General features: G+C 50.9%; 19 protein-coding genes. 3 read left to right on the top strand and 16 right to left on the bottom strand.

Annotated elements, in window-relative coordinates; all coding sequences use genetic code 11:
• Positions 1-127 precede the first annotated feature (127 nt).
• From ispH to murJ, 6 genes are all read right to left on the bottom strand, one after another.
• On the bottom strand, positions 128-1,069 hold the full coding sequence (gene ispH / locus ACSF8W_RS18780) for a 4-hydroxy-3-methylbut-2-enyl diphosphate reductase (RefSeq protein WP_500848690.1): 942 nt from the start codon (positions 1,067-1,069) through the stop codon (positions 128-130).
• Positions 1,070-1,072: 3 nt separating this feature from the next.
• The gene (gene fkpB, locus ACSF8W_RS18775; protein ID WP_500848689.1) at positions 1,073-1,516 is read right to left on the bottom strand and encodes an FKBP-type peptidyl-prolyl cis-trans isomerase; all 444 of its coding nucleotides are present in this window, start codon (positions 1,514-1,516) and stop codon (positions 1,073-1,075) included.
• A 110-nt stretch (positions 1,517-1,626) separates the two neighbouring features.
• On the bottom strand, positions 1,627-2,157 hold the full coding sequence (lspA, locus tag ACSF8W_RS18770; protein WP_500848688.1) for a signal peptidase II: 531 nt from the start codon (positions 2,155-2,157) through the stop codon (positions 1,627-1,629).
• A complete protein-coding gene (ileS, locus tag ACSF8W_RS18765; protein WP_500848687.1) occupies positions 2,157-5,003 on the bottom strand; it encodes an isoleucine--tRNA ligase in 2,847 nt (948 codons plus the stop codon). The genes lspA and ileS overlap by 1 nt, the downstream gene beginning before the upstream one ends.
• Positions 5,000-5,971 (bottom strand): bifunctional riboflavin kinase/FAD synthetase, encoded by a 972-nt coding sequence (gene ribF / locus ACSF8W_RS18760; protein ID WP_500848686.1) that lies wholly within the window; start codon positions 5,969-5,971, stop codon positions 5,000-5,002. Before ribF ends, ileS begins: the two co-directional genes overlap by 4 nt.
• 169 nt (positions 5,972-6,140) lie before the next feature.
• On the bottom strand, positions 6,141-7,700 hold the full coding sequence (murJ, locus tag ACSF8W_RS18755; RefSeq protein WP_500848685.1) for a murein biosynthesis integral membrane protein MurJ: 1,560 nt from the start codon (positions 7,698-7,700) through the stop codon (positions 6,141-6,143).
• A gap of 207 nt (positions 7,701-7,907) precedes the next feature.
• On the opposite strand from murJ, the gene rpsT reads away from it, so the two are divergent.
• Entirely contained in the window at positions 7,908-8,168 is a 261-nt protein-coding gene (gene rpsT, locus ACSF8W_RS18750) for a 30S ribosomal protein S20 (RefSeq protein ID WP_500848684.1), read from the top strand.
• Between the two features lie 98 nt (positions 8,169-8,266).
• Here the strand turns inward: rpsT and ACSF8W_RS18745 are convergent, their stop codons facing one another.
• The 4 genes from ACSF8W_RS18745 to nhaA form a co-directional block, all read right to left on the bottom strand.
• Entirely contained in the window at positions 8,267-8,572 is a 306-nt protein-coding gene (locus ACSF8W_RS18745; RefSeq protein WP_500848683.1) for an ArsR/SmtB family transcription factor, read from the bottom strand.
• A 105-nt stretch (positions 8,573-8,677) separates the two neighbouring features.
• Positions 8,678-9,565: a transcriptional activator NhaR gene (gene nhaR / locus ACSF8W_RS18740; RefSeq protein ID WP_500848682.1), complete on the bottom strand. Its 888-nt coding sequence runs from the start codon at positions 9,563-9,565 to the stop codon at positions 8,678-8,680.
• A gap of 121 nt (positions 9,566-9,686) precedes the next feature.
• On the bottom strand, positions 9,687-9,950 hold the full coding sequence (locus ACSF8W_RS18735) for a hypothetical protein (RefSeq protein ID WP_500848681.1): 264 nt from the start codon (positions 9,948-9,950) through the stop codon (positions 9,687-9,689).
• Position 9,951: 1 nt separating this feature from the next.
• Positions 9,952-11,112 (bottom strand): Na+/H+ antiporter NhaA, encoded by a 1,161-nt coding sequence (gene nhaA / locus ACSF8W_RS18730; protein ID WP_500848680.1) that lies wholly within the window; start codon positions 11,110-11,112, stop codon positions 9,952-9,954.
• 480 nt (positions 11,113-11,592) lie between these two features.
• On the opposite strand from nhaA, the gene ACSF8W_RS18725 reads away from it, so the two are divergent.
• Positions 11,593-12,741, top strand: a complete 1,149-nt coding sequence (locus ACSF8W_RS18725; protein ID WP_500848679.1) for a Na/Pi symporter — start codon at positions 11,593-11,595, stop codon at positions 12,739-12,741.
• Positions 12,742-12,901: 160 nt separating this feature from the next.
• On the opposite strand, the gene ACSF8W_RS18720 is transcribed toward ACSF8W_RS18725, so the two are convergent.
• The 5 genes from ACSF8W_RS18720 to rppH form a co-directional block, all read right to left on the bottom strand.
• Positions 12,902-13,753 carry a thymidylate synthase gene (locus tag ACSF8W_RS18720; protein ID WP_500848678.1) on the bottom strand — a complete coding sequence of 284 codons (852 nt, stop codon included), beginning with the start codon at positions 13,751-13,753 and terminating at the stop codon, positions 12,902-12,904.
• A 146-nt stretch (positions 13,754-13,899) separates the two neighbouring features.
• Positions 13,900-14,706 (bottom strand): prolipoprotein diacylglyceryl transferase, encoded by an 807-nt coding sequence (gene lgt / locus ACSF8W_RS18715; RefSeq protein ID WP_500848677.1) that lies wholly within the window; start codon positions 14,704-14,706, stop codon positions 13,900-13,902.
• Between the two features lie 46 nt (positions 14,707-14,752).
• The gene (locus ACSF8W_RS18710; protein ID WP_500848760.1) at positions 14,753-15,586 is read right to left on the bottom strand and encodes a sulfite exporter TauE/SafE family protein; all 834 of its coding nucleotides are present in this window, start codon (positions 15,584-15,586) and stop codon (positions 14,753-14,755) included.
• A gap of 15 nt (positions 15,587-15,601) precedes the next feature.
• Positions 15,602-17,857, bottom strand: a complete 2,256-nt coding sequence (gene ptsP / locus ACSF8W_RS18705) for a phosphoenolpyruvate--protein phosphotransferase (protein ID WP_500848676.1) — start codon at positions 17,855-17,857, stop codon at positions 15,602-15,604.
• Positions 17,858-17,885: 28 nt separating this feature from the next.
• Positions 17,886-18,404, bottom strand: coding sequence for an RNA pyrophosphohydrolase (rppH, locus tag ACSF8W_RS18700; RefSeq protein WP_500848675.1), 519 nt, complete (start codon positions 18,402-18,404; stop codon positions 17,886-17,888).
• Between the two features lie 778 nt (positions 18,405-19,182).
• On the opposite strand from rppH, the gene mutH reads away from it, so the two are divergent.
• Positions 19,183-19,875, top strand: coding sequence for a DNA mismatch repair endonuclease MutH (gene mutH / locus ACSF8W_RS18695; protein ID WP_500848674.1), 693 nt, complete (start codon positions 19,183-19,185; stop codon positions 19,873-19,875).
• Positions 19,876-19,909: 34 nt separating this feature from the next.
• Here mutH and ACSF8W_RS18690 read toward each other — a convergent pair whose 3' ends face one another.
• Positions 19,910-20,212 carry a DUF6482 family protein gene (locus ACSF8W_RS18690; protein ID WP_500848673.1) on the bottom strand — a complete coding sequence of 101 codons (303 nt, stop codon included), beginning with the start codon at positions 20,210-20,212 and terminating at the stop codon, positions 19,910-19,912.
• Between the last annotated feature and the right edge of the window lie 27 nt (positions 20,213-20,239).

The raw sequence follows: 20,239 nt of genomic DNA, 5'->3' as shown, positions 1-20,239 counted from the left end.
AAAAAAAGCCCTGGCAAGGCCAGGGCTTTCAATGAGGCATAATTAACCGGTTGCACAATCACGTACAGGGTGCTGTTCTGCCCGCTGTGAGGGGCGTGCTTTACGGTTCGAGATGCTAGGCTCGATATTAGAGATTCTTCACCTGCAGCTCACGCGGCACTTCGAAGAACATATTTTCTTCACGACCACTAAGCTCTTCCACTGAAGCGCCAGTCAGAGTTTGAATACGTGCAATGATCTGGTTAACCAGCGCTTCCGGCGCAGACGCGCCAGCGGTGATACCAATGCGGGCTTTGCCAGTAAACCACTGCGCATCCACATCTTCCGGACAGTCCGTCAGATACCCAGGTGTACCGAGCTTTTCAGCCAGTTCACGCAAGCGGTTCGAGTTGGACGAGTTTTTCGACCCCACCACAATCATCACATCCACGCTTTCTGCCATTTCACGCACCGCATCTTGACGGTTTTGGGTCGCGTAACAGATATCGTCTTTGCGTGGCCCCTGGATCTCAGGGAATGTCTGGCGCAGTGCATCAATCACATCCGCCGTTTCATCCACCGATAAGGTGGTTTGGCTCACGTAATGCAGGTTGCTTGGATCGTTCACGGTCAGCGTGGCGACGTCTTCTGGTTTTTCAACCAAATACATGCCGCCGATATCACTGGCGTACTGCCCCATGGTGCCTTCCACCTCAGGATGACCCGCGTGGCCAATCAACACCACTTCCATATGACGACGACTGGCGCGCGCCACTTCCATATGCACTTTGGTTACCAGCGGACAAGTCGCATCAAACACCGTTAGCTGGCGGGCTTTGGCTTCATTGCGTACCGCTTGCGATACACCGTGTGCAGAGAAGATCACGATATTGTCATCGGGCACTTCATGCAGTTCTTCAACAAAAATCGCGCCGCGCTGTTTCAGCCCTTCCACGACAAAGCGGTTATGCACTACTTCATGACGGACATAAATCGGCGGCTGATACAGTTCCAGCGCACGCTCTACAATACTGATCGCTCGGTCAACACCGGCACAGAAACCCCGCGGGTTTGCGAGTAAGATTTTCATGACTTACAGCTCTTCATTTTCAATTGCGACAACTTCAACGTCGAACGTTACACGCTGTCCAGCGAGAGGATGATTAAAATCGACGGTCACCGACTCTCCCGTTACATCGGTGATGATCCCTGGAATGTCCTGCCCATCCGGGCCCGCGAACGCAATGATGTTACCCACTTCTGCCGGCGCTTCAGCCCCAAACTTCGCCCGATCCAGGTGATGAATATTGTCGGGATTAGACAGGCCAAATGCATCTTCCGGCGCCAACTCAAATTGGCTTTTTTGCCCGCTGGCAAGCCCTAACAAGCACTTCTCAAAGTTGACGGTCAAACTGCCATCACCCATCCGAAATTTTGCCGGCCGCCCGCTCGCTTGCGTCGAGTCGGCCACCGAGCCGTCGGCAAGTTTGATGGCAAAATGCATAAGTACTTCACTGCGTTCCGTAATGACTGACATGTGGGATCCCTTCATGATGGTGAGTCGAAAGACGGTTTTGTTACGTCCATTTAACAACAAAGCGCCGCCCGTATCAACGGACGGCGCTTTGGGTTTTCACGCGGTGTGGATCAGTGCTTCACGGTTTGCTTCTTTCTGTCAGACAAAAAGCCTTCCAGAATGATCAAGCCAGCGCCGATACAAATTGCCATGTCGGCAATATTGAAGGCGGGCCAGTGGTAATTCCCAACATAAAAGTCCAGAAAATCCACCACAAAACCGTGGTACATACGGTCAAACAAGTTGCCCAGTGCACCACCGATAATCAACGCATAAGAGACATTGGCCAGTTTGTGGGTCGCAGGCAGTTTACGCATCCAGTACGTCAACATGCCACATACCCCCAAGGCTATCGCCGTAAACAGCCAACGTTGCCAGCCACCCGCATCACTCAAAAAGCTAAATGCAGCACCGTAATTGTGCACATACAGCAAGTTGAAGAACGGCAACAGTTCAATACGGTTTGGCCAACCGTATTCCATGTTGTGCATGACAAGAAACTTACTGGCGATATCAATGATGAACACCAGCGCGGCTAGCCAAAGCCAGCGCACGCCAGAGCGTTTCAGCGGTATCCCGTTTTCAGGCGATAACTTGGTCATTAGGCAAACTTACGCTCTTCGCCGTCACCGTCTACGTTGCTCACGCAGCGGCCACACACTTCTTCATGACCGGCAATGGTGCCGACATCCGCAACGTGGTGCCAACAACGGTCACACTTCGCCGCTTCAGAGGCTTTAACGGTCACGAACAAACCTTCAACGTCAGTCGCTTGCGCGCCTTCAGGTTGGCTTTCAACCACAACCACATCGGCTTTCGAGGTCAGCAATACAAAGCGTAGCTCGTCTTCCAATAGGCGCAGTTTTTCTGCCAATGCTGGTGTCGCTGACAAGGTCAACTCTGCCTGCAATGCACCGCCGATCACTTTCTCGCTACGCGCTGCTTCTAGCAGTTTGTTCACTGAACCACGTACTTTCTGGATTTCAGCCCAGAATTCGTTGTTCAGTGCTTCGTCATCAGACAGTTCAAACAGACCTTCATACCACTCGCCAGTGAACACGAACTTGTCGCGCTGACCCGGCATATCGTTCCAGATTTCATCTGCAGTGAACGACATGATTGGTGCCATCCAGCGTACCAACGCTTCTACGATGTAGTATAGCGCGGTCTGACAGCTGCGCTGCGCGTGGCCACCACGTTTCGCGGTGTACTGACGGTCTTTGATCACATCGAGGTAGAATGAACCCATCTCAACAGAACAGAACTGCATCAAACGCTGTGTCACTGTGTGTAGGTTGTAATCACCGTACGCGGCAACGATAGCCTCTTGTGCGGCTTTCGCTTGGCCAACAGCCCAACGGTCCAGCGCTACCATCTCTTCTACTGGTACGATATCGGTTTCAGGGTTGAAGCCGTTTAGGTTTGCCAGCAAGAAACGTGCGGTGTTACGGATACGACGGTACGCATCAGCGCTGCGGTTTAGGATCTGATCAGATACAGCCACTTCGCCTGTTGAGTCCGTTGATGCCACCCATAGACGCAGGATGTCAGCACCCAGCTTGTTGGTTACATCTTTTGGTGCCACAACGTTACCGATAGATTTTGACATCTTACGGCCTTGGCCATCTACCACGAAACCGTGTGTCAGTACTTGCTTGTACGGTGCCACACCTTTCATCGCTACCGATGAAATTAGCGATGACTGGAACCAACCACGGTGCTGATCCGAACCTTCTAGGTACAGATCCGCGCTCGCGCCGTTGAATTCTTCACGGCTATCAACCACAGAGAAGTGTGTCACACCTGAGTCGAACCATACGTCTAGGGTGTCGAGTACTTTCTCGTAGTTCGCTGCATCGGCTTCGCCCATTAGCTCAGCAGGATCAAGATCCCACCATGCCTGAATGCCTTTCTGTTCAACCAGTTTCGCGACTTTTTCAATCAGCTCTGGTGAGTTCGGGTGCAGCTCTTGTGTTTCTTTGTGAACGAACAGTGCGATTGGCACGCCCCACGTACGCTGACGTGAGATACACCATTCTGGACGGCCTTCTACCATGCTTTCGATGCGGCTCTGGCCCCATTCAGGCATCCACTGTACGCCTTTGATCTCTTCCAATGCTTTCGCACGCAAGCCCGCTTGATCCATTGAGATGAACCACTGTGGTGTTGCACGGAAGATGATTGGCGTTTTGTGGCGCCAGCAGTGTGGGTAGCTGTGCTCATAAGCATGGTGGTGCATCAATGCGCCATGTTCTTTTAGCGTTTCAACCACCGCGTCGTTCGCTTTGAACACGTGCTGACCGGCAAACAACGGTGTATCAGACAAGTAAACACCGTTAGAACCCACTGGGTTTGCTACTTCTAGGTTGTACTTCTGACCCACCGCGAAGTCTTCCTGACCGTGGCCAGGTGCAGTGTGTACCACGCCCGTACCCGAATCAGTGGTCACGTGATCGCCAAGGATCGCAGGGACTGTGAAATCGTAGAATGGGTGGTTGAACTGAACCAATTCAAGATCGGCACCTTTGGTGAAGCCCAGATTGTGGAAGTGCTCGATACCGGCACGATCCATCAGGTCTTTCGCCAATTCAGCGGCAACGATGATACGCTCAGGCTGTTGTCCGTTTTCAGGAGACGCTTCAACTTGGATCAGAACATATTCCAGATCATCACGCAGACAGACCGCGCGGTTTGCAGGCAGTGTCCAAGGCGTCGTTGTCCAGATCACGATAGAGATATCACCATGACCTTCGTGGCCTTCCGTCAACGCGAATTTAGCCAGTACGGCTGCTTCGTCTGCCGCTTTAAAGCGTACATCGATAGACGGAGAGACTTTGTCTTTGTATTCCACTTCCGCTTCAGCCAGTGCAGAACCACAGTCTGTACACCAGTGAACCGGCTTAAAGCCTTTTAGTAGGTGGCCTTGATCGGCAATTTTGCCCAGAGAGCGAATGATGTTCGCTTCCGTACCAAAGTCCATCGTGCGGTAAGGTTTGTCCCACTCACCCAGTACACCCAGGCGCATGAAACTTTCTTTTTGACCTTCGACCTGACCGGCTGCATAAGCACGGCACTTTTCACGGAATTCAGCCGCGGTTACTTTCTGGCCTGGCTTGCCCACTTTCTTTTCTACCATCAATTCGATCGGTAGACCGTGGCAATCCCAACCCGGTACATACGGTGCATCAAAGCCAGACAGAGTCTTTGACTTAATAATAATGTCTTTAAGAATCTTGTTTAGCGCGTGACCAATATGAATATCACCGTTGGCATAGGGAGGGCCATCGTGTAGTACGAAGGATTTTTTACCCTTCTTGGCTTTACGAATTTCACCGTAAAGATCTTCATCATACCAACGCTTAAGCATTGCAGGCTCACGCTGAGCTAGGTTGCCTCGCATCGGAAACCCTGTTTCAGGCAGGTTCAGGGTATCTTTATAGTCACTCATTGATTCTCGATTCCGTTACTTGGGCGAAGTTGGACATTATTACGCTCAGTCAGCCACACCCGTGCTGACTGGGCATCACGTTCGATTTGTGCTTGTAGTGCACTAAATGATTCAAACTTTATTTCGTCGCGCAACTTATGACGTAGCACGACCTCAATCTGCATCCCGTAAAGATCAGATTGGAAATCAAACAGGTGTACCTCCAACTGGCGGCGGACACCGTTGACGGTTGGTCGACGACCAACATTAGCAACACCGGGTAGCGGGGTTGCTGCTACGCCATATACATCAACAGCATAGACGCCGGACACCGGAGATACCCGGCGCTTGAGCGGAACATTTGCGGTCGGAAAGCCGATCGTTCGCCCAAGTTTCCGCCCATGAGAGACGCGCCCACTGATTGCAAATGGACGCCCTAGCATGGACTCAGCCAGTGCCAATTCATCACCGGCTAATGCCTGACGAATCGCGGTACTGCTGACACGTTGCTGTGAGACACAAAAACTTTGTGTACTGACGACAGTAAAGCCATAGCGCTTACCGGCCGCTTCTAGCATGGCGAAATCCCCCTTGCGGCCTTGACCGAAGCGGAAATCATCACCAACTACCAGAAACTTAACACCCAATTGCTCAACCAACAAGCGGTGGACAAAATCTTCTGCCGTTTGGCGTGCAAAATGGTGATTAAAATTCACACACAGAAAACGATCGAGGCCGATCTGCTTAAGCTGTAAATATTTGTCACGAAAGCGGGTTAACCGTGCGGGGGCGTTATCACCTGCGAACAGCTCCTGAGGCTGGGGCTCAAAGCTCATGACTGTCGCGGGACAGCCTAATGCGTCCGCCTTTGCCATTACCTGACGTAAAACCGCCTGGTGGCCCAGGTGCACACCATCAAAATTACCAATCGTCAGCACGCAACCGCGATGCTGGGGTTGGATATTATGTATTCCTCGGATCAATTCCATGCGTCATGTTCATTATCGCAGAGTGAAAAACTGACGGATTATATACTACTCTCAACCCATCATACCAATCTGAATCACCTCACGGCGGCTTGCTGGCTTTTTCTTAGGCAGGCTTTTACTCAAAACCAACCTGAAAACTCACCGGCCACCGTGAAGTGATTACCGTGTCTTACACAGCAGCACGCAGATGTCGCGGACGAATGCCCAGAATCAACACTGCAAACAAGTATGCGCCAGCACCGATGCCGATCAGCCCGGCTAACCACGCTGCTCGATGCAACAATGACCATTCCAGCCATTGGCTCATCGCCGGCAAGGCTTGCAACAAGGTCACGACCATCACTACGCCCGCGACCACTAAACGCCCCACAAAGGCCAAGGTCGCTTTACTGATCTTGTAAACGCCAGCGATATGCAAACCACGGTAAAGCAGGCCAGCATTCACCAACGCCGACAGGGAAGTGGCCATCGCAAGGCCCACATAACCGTAGAAGTACGCGAAAATCGCGTTAAACACCATGTTGGTGCTCATGGCAATGATGCCGTACTTCACAGGCGTCTTGGTATCTTGGCGGGCGTAATAACCCGGCGCCAGCACTTTAATCAACATGAAGTTCAGCAAGCCGGAGGCGTAAGCCAATAACGACAACGAGGCATTTTCCACATCCATTGGCGTAAACTCACCGCGCATGAACAACACCATCAGCATCGGCTTGGCCAATACCATCAAGCCAAGCATCGCCGGTAAGCCCAGCAATAGCACCATGCGCACGCCCCAGTCCATGGTCTGAGCGAAATGCGCCGGATTTTGATCCACATGCTTGCGCGATAACGCCGGCAAAATCACAGTCGCGATGGCAATACCAAACAGGCCAAGCGGAAACTCCAACAAACGGTCAGAGTAGTACAACCAACTAATCGACCCCGTAGCCAGGAAACTGGCAATGAAGGTGTCCAATAACAGGTTGATTTGACTCACTGATACCCCAAACAGTGCCGGGATCATCAGGGTGCGAATTTTTACCACACCAGGATCACGCCAACCCCATTTCGGTTTTACCAGCATTCCCTCCTTATATAGGAAAGGGATCTGGAATAAAAACTGGATTAGGCCGCCGAGGAACACACCGATCGCCAAACCGATTTCGGGTTGCGGCAATTGCGGTGCTAAGAACCATGCACAGCCAATGATGGCGACGTTCAAAAACACAGGCGTAAAAGAAGAAACGGCAAATTTGCCTAACGTGTTCAGGATCGCGCCTGACAGTGCCACGAAGGTAATGAACCACAAATACGGGAAGGTGATTTTGAGCAATAAGCTCGCCAATTCAAATTTTGGCGCGGCTGGACCATCATTGAGCCAGTCAATAAACCACCCGGCGCCAAACAATGCGGTCACCACACCCGAACCAAGAATCCCCAATAACGTCACGATGGTGACAATCACACCCAATGTGCCCGATGCACGAGCAATCAGTTGGCGGGTACGATCCATGTCGCCAGCGGCATGGTATTCCGTTAAGACCGGAACAAAGGCTTGCGAGAACGCGCCTTCAGCAAATAACCGCCGCAAAAAGTTCGGGATCTTGTTTGCAAAGAAGAAAACATCGGCCGCAGCCCCCGCTCCCATGAGGTTCGCTACCACCACATCGCGTACCAAACCGAGCACTCGAGAGACCAATGTCATGGTGCTGACAATCAGCCCTGAACGCAAAAGACGCTTGCTCACAAAAAAAACCTCATAAAGATGGCCCCAAAAGGTGACTTCCGAGGCTAAATGCTGGTAAAATCTGTCGCCATATTAACCGTGTTATTCCGCAAGTGCCAATTCAATTGGTTAGGCGGTTATTTGCACAAATCATTTGACAATGATCGGTTTTAGAGGCATAGTCCTCGGCCTTAAATTGTCACCGCACCAAGTTTTGGAGTTATACCCTTGGCAAATATCAAATCTGCTAAGAAACGTGCGCTTACTTCAGAAAAACGTCGCCAGCACAATGCTAGCCGTCGTTCTATGATGCGTACTTTCTTCAAGAAAGTAGTTTCAGCTATTGAAGCTGGCAACAAAGAAGCTGCTACACAAGCTTTCGCTGATATGCAACCTGTTATGGATCGCATGGCTACTAAAGGCCTGATCCACGCTAACAAAGCTGCACGTCACAAAGCTCGTCTAGCTGCTAAAATCAAAGCTCTTTAATTAGAACTCTGATTTAGATAAAAAAACCGGCCTAGGCCGGTTTTTTTATGTCTGCTGTTTCTGTCTCTCGACTCAGCGTATTGTCGCTCCCTGCCGGCCTACGCCTCAGGCGCTCCACAGTACATACTGTGTAGCAATTGAATCATCGCTCTCACTTCATCGCTTTTCAGCCGATAGTAAACGGTCTGCGCCTCTTTACGGGTAGTAACCAGCCCATCACGCCGTAGCCACGCTAAATGCTGTGACAACGCCGACTGGCTCAACTGCAGCTTCTCGCTCATCATCCCGACCGACATTTCTTCTTCCAGCAAATAGCACAGAATGAATAAACGCCGCTCATTGGCCATGGCTTTGAGCAGGGCGACGGCCTTTGGGGCATTTTTCGCCATGCGTTCGAGTTCCATCCGGCGACCCTCTCTCAATTAAGTTAATGCTAATGTACTTAATTTACGCAGGGTTTTCTAGCCGAATGGTGGGATCTTTGAGGTAAACACGCAGATCACGCAACGTTATTTAAACATTTTCCTAAAGTCTGCCTCACAGATCCGTTTCACGGCAGGGTGCATGATCATTCGCTCAGCAAAAATCACGTAATATTCTTCGCGAATTTCACGGATGCGCTTCACTTCACGGATGTTACTCCCTTCTTCAAGCTCGGCGGCATAAATCGACGGTGCAACGAACATCGACTTCTGGTACAAGCCAAACGCTTTCATCAGCGCGGCATCATCAAACTCGCCCAAAATGTTCGGGGTGATCCCCATTTGATCGAACCAATGGTGCAATTTACGGCCCATCGCGGTACGACGGCCTGGGATCAGCAACTTATACTCTTCCAAGCAGGCTGGGAAATTAAACACTTTGTCCGGCTCGGTGCAGAAGAAGCTCATGGTCGATTCCCCCAACTTCTTGCTATACAACCCCGGGCTCTGGCTGGAGTCCACCGGGCAGTCGGATAAAATCATGTCCAACTTATGCTGGGACAACTGTTCAAGCAGCATCTCGTGCGTCGACTCGTAGCAACGTAGATGAATACGTTCATCTTCAGGTAAGGCTTCCATCAACACTTTGCTGACAAGGCGCTTAGACAACGCATCCGCCACGCCAACTTCCAACAGCACATTTTCACGCTGGGTGTAGTTGACGATATCGAGCATCTCGTAGCTCAAATCAAACATCTTGTCGGCGTACTTAAACACCAACTGGCCCAACTCCGTTGGCTCAATATTCCGCCCCACCCGCTTGGTCAGTTTGCCTTTGAGGCGCTCTTCCAGCGCGCGGATTTGCCCCGTCACGGTTTGAGGCGCAAGAAACAGAGCGTCCGCGGCCTTCGTGACCGAGCCCTGCTTGCAGACCATCCAGAAGTAATAAAGGTGGTTATAGTTTAGATGAGACATCGCCTTGCCATTTTACGCGCGACAGTAACCTGTCGCCCAAAAAGAAAAAACCCAGAAGTCAGCTTACGCTGAGCTTCTGGGTGCTTCAACTGTCTTCCCCGATTAATACGGGAAAAAACGATTACTTCGTCGATGAAACGGATTTTTGGTCAATCAGTTCCATCTTACGGGTACGCTCTCCCATTCGCTGTTCCAGTGCACGAGAACGGAAGGTGTCATTTTTTTTCATGGCGGCGGTTTCCAGTGCCGGCTTAGTCTGATTCAATCCGGCAAAATACGCCAAGCAAACTTCGCTGTTGCTGTCTTGTCCGCAGTTTTCGTAATTCGGTGCTGCCACAGCCAGCGACGACATCATCATGGACAGGATAAGAAGAGAGCGTTTCATGTTACACCTCCGTTTTTGGTAACGTACGGCTCAGCAACACATAACCGAGAACGGCTGAGACCGTTGACCCCAATAGGATCCCAAGACGAGAATACGTACTGAAGTCTTCTGGTGCGCCGACAAACGCCAGCGACGAGATAAAGATAGACATCGTAAAGCCGATACCACACAGCACCGATACTGCAAAGACGTGCTTGAAGTTAATACCTTCTGGCATTTTGGCGACACCGGCTTTCACCGCCACGTAACTGAATGTGAAAATACCCAGTGGCTTACCGATCAGCAGACCCAATGCAATACCCAGTGGCAACATCGCAGTCAGGCCTTCCATGGACACGCCGTCCAATGAAATACCGGCGTTGGCAAACGCGAAGACCGGCACAATAAAGAAGGCGACATACGGGTGCAGCACATGCTCCAAGTGCTTCAATGGGGACTCATCATCTGAGTGACCACCGTCTTTGCCCGATAGTGGAATAGCAAAGCCCAATACCACACCGGCCAAGGTCGCGTGAACGCCTGATTTCAATACACTCACCCACAAGATGGCGCCGACAATCAGATACCAAGACAGCTTGGTCACGTTTTTCGCATTCATAATAAAGAGGGCTGTCGTTGCCGCGAACGCCACAGCCAGAGCCCATGTGGACAAATCGCTGCTGTAGAACAAGGCAATAATGACAATCACACCCAAGTCATCAATGATAGCCAGTGCCAACAGGAACACTTTCAGTGTCACCGGTACACGGCTGCCTAATAGCGCCATGATCCCCAAGGCAAACGCGATATCCGTCGCCGCTGGGATCGCCCAGCCTTTAATAGCCATCGGGTCGGCAAAGTTAAAGGCCACATAGACGAGCGCGGGTGCCAGCATACCGCCTACGGCTGCAATGGCAGGGAAAATGGCTTTCTCTTTGGTATTCAATGCCCCTTCAATCAGCTCACGCTTTACTTCAAGGCCGATCAAGAGGAAGAACACCGCCATCAGACCATCGTTGATCCAATGAGACACTGACAAGCCTGCAACGTACGTATGCAGGGTCGTGTTGTACAAATCCGCCATTGGCGAGTTGGCAATAATCATTGCAATCAAAGCCGCGAAGATAAGGATAATCCCACCAGCAGACTCTAATTTCAGAAACTTACGAATAGCATCGGTCATCGACCGGAACTCCTTTGCGTGAAACAAATAGCACAAATAAAATGTAAAATTAGTTTAGCTGTCACAGCACCAAACTGTTAAATCGTTTGTTTAGAAGATAAAGATCGGAAAAACCGAAGTATTACCCCTAATCACAAGCTATAACCGCACCGTCTGTTTTTCACTGTCATATTTGAGGGATTTCACTGTCATATTGCGCCCTCCCTGCTAAATAAAACTAAATAACCCTCAAAAAGCAGCAAAAAATATCTACTAATTTCGCTTTTTATCACCCTTCTCTAAATCTATAAATATCATGCACTTATATTTATCGCAAACAAAACCATACGCACCAAAGTGCCGCAATAGCTCACAAAATAATCACAAAATGACTTTGTGACAGTCAGTGTCATATTTCTGAAATATTCGATCTCTACCATCGCCACCAGATTTCAAACAAATGAAACCCTAATGACATATTCCTGTCACGGAGAAATGATTATGACTACCCAAGCCACTACTGCTGAACAGCCTATGAGCAGCTCTATGCGTTGGGTCCGCTGGGCAAACCTAGCGTTCATGCTTTACCTTCTACTTGTTGCTGTTTCTGTTGTGAGCGGCGGCTTTAAACTTTCTGTTGGTGAACAAGCTAAAACGTTATTTGAGTTTGCTTCTCATCCTATTGCTGGTTTGATGATCGGTCTGGTAGCGACGTCGCTTATTCAGTCATCAAGCACAGTAACGTCTATCATTGTTGGTCTTGTTGCTGGTGGTCTGCCTGTTGAAACGGCAATCCCAATGGTAATGGGTGCTAACATCGGTACTACGCTAACCAATACATTGGTAAGCTTGGGCCATGCGCGTTGTAAAGAAGAGTTCCGTCGTGCGTTTGCAAGTGCAACCGTGCATGACTTCTTCAACCTATTGGCAGTATCGATTTTCCTACCGCTAGAAATGATGTTTGGCCTATTGGACAAACTATCAAGCTGGTTAGTATCACCACTAATGAAGACGGGTGATCTGAGCATGAACGGTATGGATTTCATGAAAGCGCTAACATCACCGGGTGTTGACCTTATCAAGATGCCACTGGGCGGCTTGAGCGACACAACAGCGGGTATTATCATGATCGCTGTGGGTATTGGTCTTATCTTCCTTGCTATCACGGCAATGGGTAAACTGATGCGTACGCTAATGGTTGGCCGTGCACGTGACATGCTACAGAACGCAATTGGTCGTGGTCCACTACACGGTATTGCTTCAGGTACTATCGTAACTATCTTGGTGCAGTCTTCTTCGACGACAACAAGCTTGATGGTTCCACTGGTTGGTACTGGCGTACTGAAAGTCCGTGACGTTTACCCGTTCACCCTTGGTGCTAACATCGGTACCTGTATCACAGCACTACTTGCAGCAACCGCAGTAACCGGTCCATACGCTGTGTTCGCACTACAGATTGCACTGGTTCACCTATGCTTCAACTTGCTGGCAACGATTTTAATCTTCGGTGTACCGTTCCTACGTGAACTTCCACTGAAGGGCGCTTTCTTCCTAGGTGACCTAGGTACAAAGAGCAAAGCAGCCGTCGCAGGTTACATTGGTATGGTATTCGTTTTCATCCCAAGTGCTATCCTTGCACTGACCGCTTAATCGCTGTCACACAGAGAATAAAAAGCCCCGCTTTATGCGGGGCTTTTTGCGTTTAGGGCTTAAGGCATCGACAGCTAAAGCCTGAACTTGGGACAAAAAAACGGGAGAGAACATCTGTTCTCTCCCGTTTTTTTCATTGCGAATCGCTGATACCTAACGCTTACACAGAAAACGGGTAAGCGATCGGGTCGTGATGCTGGTAGCCCACCACCTCGAAATCATCCATAGTCACCCACGTTTCCAAGTCTTCCAGCGACTTGATCTTCGGGTTGATGATCAGCTGTGGCGAGGCAAACGGCTCACGCGTGAGCTGTACATCACGCATCAGTTCAAGCTGATCTTCGTAGATGTGGGCGTTGATGATCTTGTGGTATGCCTGTCCCGGCTTCTTACCGGTGATTTGCGCCATCAGTGCCAACAAGGTGTACACTTGAATTTGGTTGAAATTCAGGCCTAGCGGGACATCACACGAACGCTGGTAGCTGGTCAGGTACAAAGTATCACCTAATAGCGAAAACGTGTGTGTGTGCATACAAGGGCGTAAACAGCCCATGTCGAACTCACCCGGGTTGTAGAACGTCAGGATTTCACCACGGTCATCGATACCTTGGCTCAGGTTATCGACAATCTTACGGAGCTGATCGATGGTTGACCCATCCGCTTTCTGCCAGCTGCGCCCCTGTACCCCGTACACACGGCCCATGTCGTCATGGCCTTTACGGTGTGGGTTGTTCAGCCATGCGGTGTTGTCGTTGGCGTTCATGTCCCAGGTTTTGGTGCCTAGCGCACGGAAATCTGCCGCGTTATCGTAGCCGCGGATATAGCCCAGTAGCTCAGCAATGGCCGATTTCCAATAACTTTTACGCGTGGTGATCAGCGGAAACTGATTGTTCGCCACATCATAGTTTAAATCGGCATTTACCACGGTCAGGCAACGTTTACCGGTGCGCTGGTTCTCAATCCATACGCCGTCATCAACAATGCGCTGACAAAGGGCTAAATACTGTTTCATGTCCTGCTGGCCTTCATTACTGCTTAAATATAATTGTGGTCGATTCTACCGAAAGAACCCCTTATAACCCACCGTCTACTCCAAAAATAAAAAAAGGCAGCCTAAATAGGCTGCCTTCATCAAACACATTAATGCGTTAGTTAAACTTACGCCGCTTTACTCTTTGGCTGGCACTTATACGCCCACAGCAGCATCAAGGCACCAGCGATCACCATCGGTAGCGACAGGATTTGGCCCATGCTGATCCAACCGCCAAACAAGCCCAACTGCGCATCCGGCTCACGGAAGTATTCCACGATAAAGCGGAAGCTGCCATAACCGAGCAAGAACAAGCCCGATACCGCCCCAGCAGGACGCGGCTTACGGATAAACACGTTCAGGATGATCAGCAGCACCACGCCTTCGAGGAAGAATTCATACAGCTGCGAAGGATGACGCGGCAGCGGCCCACCGGTTGGGAATACCATCGCCCACGGCACATCCGTGGTACGACCCCACAATTCGCCATTAATGAAGTTGCCCAAACGGCCAACGCCCAAACCAAACGGTACCAACGGGGCGATGAAATCGGCCACATTAAAGAAGGTACGGTTATGCTTATGCGCATACCAGAACATCGCGGTGATCACACCCAGCAGGCCACCGTGGAATGACATGCCGCCCGTCCACACTTTGAACAGGTACAATGGGTTATCAAGGAACATGTCGAAGTTATAGAACAGGACATAACCAATACGGCCACCCAAGACCACACCCAAGAAACCAGCAAACAACAGATCGCTGACCTGATCGCGAGTCCAACCACTGCCCGGCTTATCCGCGCGACGGTTTGCCAACCACATGGCAAACACAAACCCCAATAAATACATCATGCCATACCAGCGTATGGCCAACGGCCCGATCTCAATCAATACAGGATCAATCGTCGGGAACGTTAAAAAACCTTGGCTCATTCTACTTATCTCAATCTGTCACACAGAGGGGAGTCTCTGTGATGCATTATCCCATAAACATTTTCGCACTAATAAACAGCAGGAAAACCGCGAATATTTTTTTCAGCATCGGGGTCGGTAATCGACTCACCCACGCCGCACCAAACCGAGTGGTGGTGGTCGACGTCAATACAATCCCTAGCAAAGCAGGCACGTACACATACCCGATGCTCAGTGGAGGCAGCGCTTCATCCCCCACCCCAGCGGCAATAAAGCCAATCATACCAGCGACCGCAATCATGGCACCGGCAAACGATGCACAACCAATCGCACGACGCATTTCCACGCCGTGCCAATTAAGGAAAGGCACGGTTAACGAGCCGCCACCGATCCCCGCAAGGCTAGACAACATGCCAATGATGCCACCGGCACAAAACGTTTTACCGACCCCCGGCAACGGGCGATTGCTGCTAAAGCGCATAGACAGCAGCATTTGCACCGCCAGCAGTAACACAATTATGGCAAAAATTTGTGGCAAACTGTCACTGGGTACCAACTCAGCCACCACACTGCCGCCTAAGCCGCCCAAAATCACCCCGGGTGCGAGACTTTTCACCACCGCAAAATCGATGTTGCCCAACCGATAGTGATTACGTGCCGAAGAACCGGAGGTCATCACAATACTGGCCAACGATGTCGCTAACGCCATGTGCATCACCTGTTGGCTTTCAATCCCCGCTAAAGGTAACAACCAAACCAACGCCGGCACCACCAGCAAGCCGCCACCGATCCCCAATAGACCGGCTAACACACCGACCACGGCGCCGAGCCCCAAACAAAACGCAAACGCCCACAGCGCATTGCTGTACACAGCCTCACCGGCCATGACGCTGTTCCACATGTCTACCATGATGTTCTATTTACCCGCACGGATTAAGCCACCCAATCCATGGCTATCGACGAAGGCCGTTGTTTGGGTCCGAATTTCATCAGCAAACGTGGCTGACAGTGCATACTGCGCCAGTTCTTCCATCTCTGCCAGTGAAATATGGCGAAGGATGTATTTGATTTTGGCGACATTACGGGTGTTCATACTGAGCGAGCGATAGCCCATTCCGACCAAAAGCAATGCCCCGATCGGATCACCGGCCAACTCACCACACACACTGACGGGGATCTGCAATTGCTGACTCACCGTGATAATGTGCTTAAGCGCATGGATCACCGCAGGGTGCAGTGCATCATAGACACCGGCAACCCGTGCATTGTTCCGATCAACCGCCAGTAAATATTGGGTTAAGTCGTTGCTGCCAACAGAAATAAAGTCAACCCGTCCTTTCAGAACCGGTAACTGATACAAAATGGACGGGACTTCAATCATGATCCCAATCCGTGGCCGACGCAGAGTGTGGCCTTTCGCTTCAGCCACGTTGGCCACTTCCGCATAAGCCCGTTCAATGAGCAACATCGACTCATCAAGCTCAGCAATACCGGAGATCATCGGCAGCAAAATGTCCATGTTGTCATGCCCAATACTGGCTCGCAGCATGGCACGCACTTGGATCAGAAAAATTTCGGGGTGGTCGAGGGTGAAGCGGATCCCACGCCAACCAAGGAACGGGTTATCCTCTTCAATCGCCAGATACGGCAATGGTTTATCCCCCCCAATGTCCAGCGTACGCATCACCACCGGTTTATTGGGGTACGTCGATAAAATGGCTTGGTATTGCTGGGTTTGATCTTCTTCTGAGGGAAAACTGCGCTGCAGCAAAAAAGGCACTTCAGTACGGTAGAGCCCCACACCATCCACACCGCGGTTCACCGCAATACTGGTGTCGGCACTGAGGCCGGCATTGAGAAACACGTTGATGCGCTGTTGATCGCGGGTTGCAGCCGGCTTATCCAAGCCCACTTCCACCACTTTCGCCAACTCATTTTCTTCGCGTAATAAACGGGTGTATTCCGCCAGCACATGGCGATTCGGGTTAACCAGCAAATCACCACGATAGCCATCCACAATGACTTGGCAGGCATGAATTTTCTCTGGCACAAAATCCACCCCCATGATGGCGGGGATCCCCAACGCACGAGAAAGGATCGCCGCATGCGAGTTCGCGGCCCCTTCTTGCGATACCACCGCTGCGAGCTTATCGCGCGGCACGCTGGCCAGCATGGCGGCGGTCAATTCACGGGTCAGCAACACCACAGGTTCATCCCACTGGTGCTCAGTCGCGTCTTCGTTGTAGAGGAAATACAGCAGACGTTGCCCCAACTCGCGAATGTCTTGCGCGCGCTCTTTGAGGTATTCGTCTTTCATGTTGGTAAAGCGGGCTGAATACGTCTCCACCACTTGGCGGATCGCCCACTCGGCCAAATCGCCGCGTGCCACCTTGCCAAACAGATCTTTGCGGAGCATGGGATCATTCAACAAATGGCTGAACAGGTCGAAAATGGCGAGGGTGTCTTTTTGCAGTTCGCTATCAAAGCGTTTACGCAGACGGCGAAACTCGGCACTGGCCAGTTCAATGGCAATGCTCAAACGTTCTTGTTCCGCCTCTCGATCTAAACAGGAGGCAGGTGCAACCAACTCCAATCGCGGTTGGTTATCGTCCCACCATGCACGGGCAACCGCCACGCCTGTCGACGCCGCTGAGCCTTGCAAGTGTAAACCGTTGTGTTGATCTGGCCACATCCCCTGTGCTTTGGCATGGGCCAGCAGCACCGCGAGCTGAGCGGCCAAGGTCACCATAAAGGATTCTTCGCCCTCATTAAACTCACGCTGCTCACGCTGTTGGATCACCAAGACCCCCAGCACCTGACGCTGGTGGATGATCGGTGTACCAAAAAACGAGTGAAACGCGTTCTCTCCCGTGCCCGGGAGACGCTTAAAATTGGGATGATGACGCGCATCGGCGACATTGATCGGCTCTGCCCTGTCGGCCACGAGCCCAACCAGCCCTTCGCCGAACGCAAGGCCCGTGTAACGGGACGGCTTTTTTAAGCCTTTGGTTGCCATTAAGGTGTAGCGTCGACGCTTGTGATCGGCGATATACACAGAGCAACACTCTGTTTTCATCGCCTGACACGTACTCACCACTAACTGGTCAAGCGCATCAAGAAGGCTTGGGGCACTGGCCACCTTTTCAACAATTTCTCTCAGTTGCGTCAGCATACTTTGCCCTATTCCCTCTTTACCGCGTTTATCCTCGCTTAATCCGGCGCTTTTTGCGGTCTTTGCGCTCTTTAAACGGCATTGCCATTGCGGCAAATTCTTTTAGTGCACGCCGGTAAACGTCGCGCTTGAAGGACACAACTTGTCTCACCGGATACCAATAGCTGACCCAACGCCAACCATCAAACTCCGGTGTCGTGCCACGCTGCATGTTCACCTTGGACTCATCACATTCTAGACTGAGCAGAAACCATTTCTGCTTTTGGCCGATACAAACAGGCTTAGAATCCCAGCGAACTAACCGTTTAGGAAGTTTGTAACGAAGCCAATGGCGACTTGACGCCAAAATTCGCACATCTTTCTTGGTTAGCCCCACTTCCTCGTAGAGTTCCCGGTACATGGCTTGCTCAGGGGTCTCCCCCTCATCAATCCCGCCCTGCGGAAACTGCCAGGAATGTTGTCCATATCGTCGAGCCCAGAATACTTCGCCATGGCTATTACAGATCACAATACCCACATTCGGGCGGTATCCATCGCCATCAATCACTGGACGACCTCAATATAAATCTCTATTAATTGTGATTTTTTCATAGTCAGTGCAACGGGTAAACAAACATTCTAATTTATCACGTCTTTTTCCTACCAAAGCCGCATATTCTGGATAACTTCACCCAGGTGCTTTTTTTATAAACAATCAAATGAGACCTAGGCCACATTTATACACGTTTTCTGTGGATAGATTTGTGAAGAAGCCAGAAAACGGGGGAATCACATAGGATCCTCACGCCGCTAAATTGTTGAAATTATCCACGACCGCAAAAAACAAAACACATTAAAACAATAAGATAAAATCAAAACCAGACAAAAACAAATCGATCACACATTGGATCCATACTCAACACAATGCGATCGGTTAAAGATCGAACAATCACTTCCTTATCCACACCACAGAGCGTAAAACGCACAAAAATCACGCACTAATACGTTTAAAATACCGCCAAACCCCTGTGTATTTATCCATATTATTGATTATAAAGAAATTTGCCCGCTTCCCTTGTGGATAACTAAACGGCAACGATCATCCCCGCCTCGCCCACCGCAAACCTTACGTTTTGCGAAGATCGTACAGAACACTCAATAAAATAACGTATTTTCATGGTGATACGTAAAAAAACCCGTTGCTATTCTCTGTCACGCCTCGCAACAAACGCAGTGATCATGCTGCCTTGACGTACTGCCACACCGTTTTTTCCCCCACCCACTGTGTCTTTCGCTATGATAAAATCCTACGCGATGGCCACAGCCCCCAACGATACGATGAGCTTATGAAACCTGTAGATAAACTGCCCCCCAAGCCCACCCCCACCACTGAACAAGCGTTGCTTGAGCGGGCACACGCACTTGCAGGCATGACATTGGGTGAATTAGCGGCAGAAGCCGGGATCATTCCCCCTCCCGATCTCAAGCGCGATAAAGGCTGGGTCGGCCAGTTGCTGGAATGGCACTTAGGGGCCAGTGCTGGCAGCAAGCCAATCCCTGACTTTGCTGAGCTCGGGATTGAACTTAAAACCATCCCGATCGGTTATAACGGCAAGCCCCTTGAAACCACCTTTGTCTGTGTCGCCCCGCTGATCGGGCTACAGGGCCTGAACTGGGAAAACAGCCACATTCGCCATAAGCTCGCCCACGTGCTTTGGATCCCCGTCGAAGGCGAACGTGAAATCCCACTGGCTGAACGCCATGTCGGCTCGCCTTTGCTCTGGCGTCCATCCGCCGATGAAGAGCAACAACTGCGCCAAGACTGGGAGGAGTTGATGGACATGATCGTACTGGGTCGCGTCGAGCAGATCACCGCCCGTCATGGGGATGTCTTGCAGCTTCGCCCTAAAGCAGCCAACAGCCGAGCCTTAACTGAAGCCTATGGCGCGAATGGCCAGCCGATCAAAACCTTGCCGCGCGGCTTTTACCTCAAAACCACGTTCACTGCAGGCTTGCTTGAACGCTACTTTATTCTCTGATTCTTCCGACTTTCATCATCGGCCTCCCCCTCGACTACAAAGCGATCGTCATGTCTTCCCGACACGGCGAGAGCTGGCCATCAGGGGAAAACTCGTCATACGGATCGGTGACGCGCAACGTTACCGACGTGATCCCCAGCGGTCGCAATAATTCACCGACCTGATCTAACGTTTGAAACCGTACCATCTCCCCGGCGTCATTTTTCAATGGCTCAAGATGATGCTTGTATTCCACTTCCATCAAATAGTCAGCACACCCCGCATAACTGGTGACAATACAGCGCGGCAACACACCGGTGTCGGCCTGCGTCCAATGTTTTAACTGTGACAATTTCATAGCGAGCCCTAACGTGAGGGTGACGAA

Source organism: Photobacterium sp. 270122K (assembly GCF_059941365.1).
The sequence above is the reverse complement of the archived record's forward strand: the minus strand, read 5'-3'. Positions and strand labels throughout refer to the sequence as shown.

What these genes read in the sequence shown, in the direction of transcription:
- fkpB (WP_500848689.1), bottom strand. Translation starts at nt 1,516, where the DNA reads ATGTCAGTCATTACGGAACGCAGTGAAGTACTTATGCATTTTGCCATC.
- lgt (WP_500848677.1), bottom strand. Translation starts at nt 14,706, where the DNA reads ATGAGCCAAGGTTTTTTAACGTTCCCGACGATTGATCCTGTATTGATT.
- ptsP (WP_500848676.1), bottom strand. Translation starts at nt 17,857, where the DNA reads ATGCTGACGCAACTGAGAGAAATTGTTGAAAAGGTGGCCAGTGCCCCA.
- ispH (WP_500848690.1), bottom strand. Translation starts at nt 1,069, where the DNA reads ATGAAAATCTTACTCGCAAACCCGCGGGGTTTCTGTGCCGGTGTTGAC.
- nhaR (WP_500848682.1), bottom strand. Translation starts at nt 9,565, where the DNA reads ATGTCTCATCTAAACTATAACCACCTTTATTACTTCTGGATGGTCTGC.
- ACSF8W_RS18690 (WP_500848673.1), bottom strand. Translation starts at nt 20,212, where the DNA reads ATGAAATTGTCACAGTTAAAACATTGGACGCAGGCCGACACCGGTGTG.
- mutH (WP_500848674.1), top strand. Translation starts at nt 19,183, where the DNA reads ATGAAACCTGTAGATAAACTGCCCCCCAAGCCCACCCCCACCACTGAA.
- lspA (WP_500848688.1), bottom strand. Translation starts at nt 2,157, where the DNA reads ATGACCAAGTTATCGCCTGAAAACGGGATACCGCTGAAACGCTCTGGC.
- ACSF8W_RS18735 (WP_500848681.1), bottom strand. Translation starts at nt 9,950, where the DNA reads ATGAAACGCTCTCTTCTTATCCTGTCCATGATGATGTCGTCGCTGGCT.
- ACSF8W_RS18725 (WP_500848679.1), top strand. Translation starts at nt 11,593, where the DNA reads ATGACTACCCAAGCCACTACTGCTGAACAGCCTATGAGCAGCTCTATG.
- ACSF8W_RS18720 (WP_500848678.1), bottom strand. Translation starts at nt 13,753, where the DNA reads ATGAAACAGTATTTAGCCCTTTGTCAGCGCATTGTTGATGACGGCGTA.
- nhaA (WP_500848680.1), bottom strand. Translation starts at nt 11,112, where the DNA reads ATGACCGATGCTATTCGTAAGTTTCTGAAATTAGAGTCTGCTGGTGGG.
- ACSF8W_RS18745 (WP_500848683.1), bottom strand. Translation starts at nt 8,572, where the DNA reads ATGGAACTCGAACGCATGGCGAAAAATGCCCCAAAGGCCGTCGCCCTG.
- ACSF8W_RS18710 (WP_500848760.1), bottom strand. Translation starts at nt 15,586, where the DNA reads ATGTGGAACAGCGTCATGGCCGGTGAGGCTGTGTACAGCAATGCGCTG.
- ribF (WP_500848686.1), bottom strand. Translation starts at nt 5,971, where the DNA reads ATGGAATTGATCCGAGGAATACATAATATCCAACCCCAGCATCGCGGT.
- ileS (WP_500848687.1), bottom strand. Translation starts at nt 5,003, where the DNA reads ATGAGTGACTATAAAGATACCCTGAACCTGCCTGAAACAGGGTTTCCG.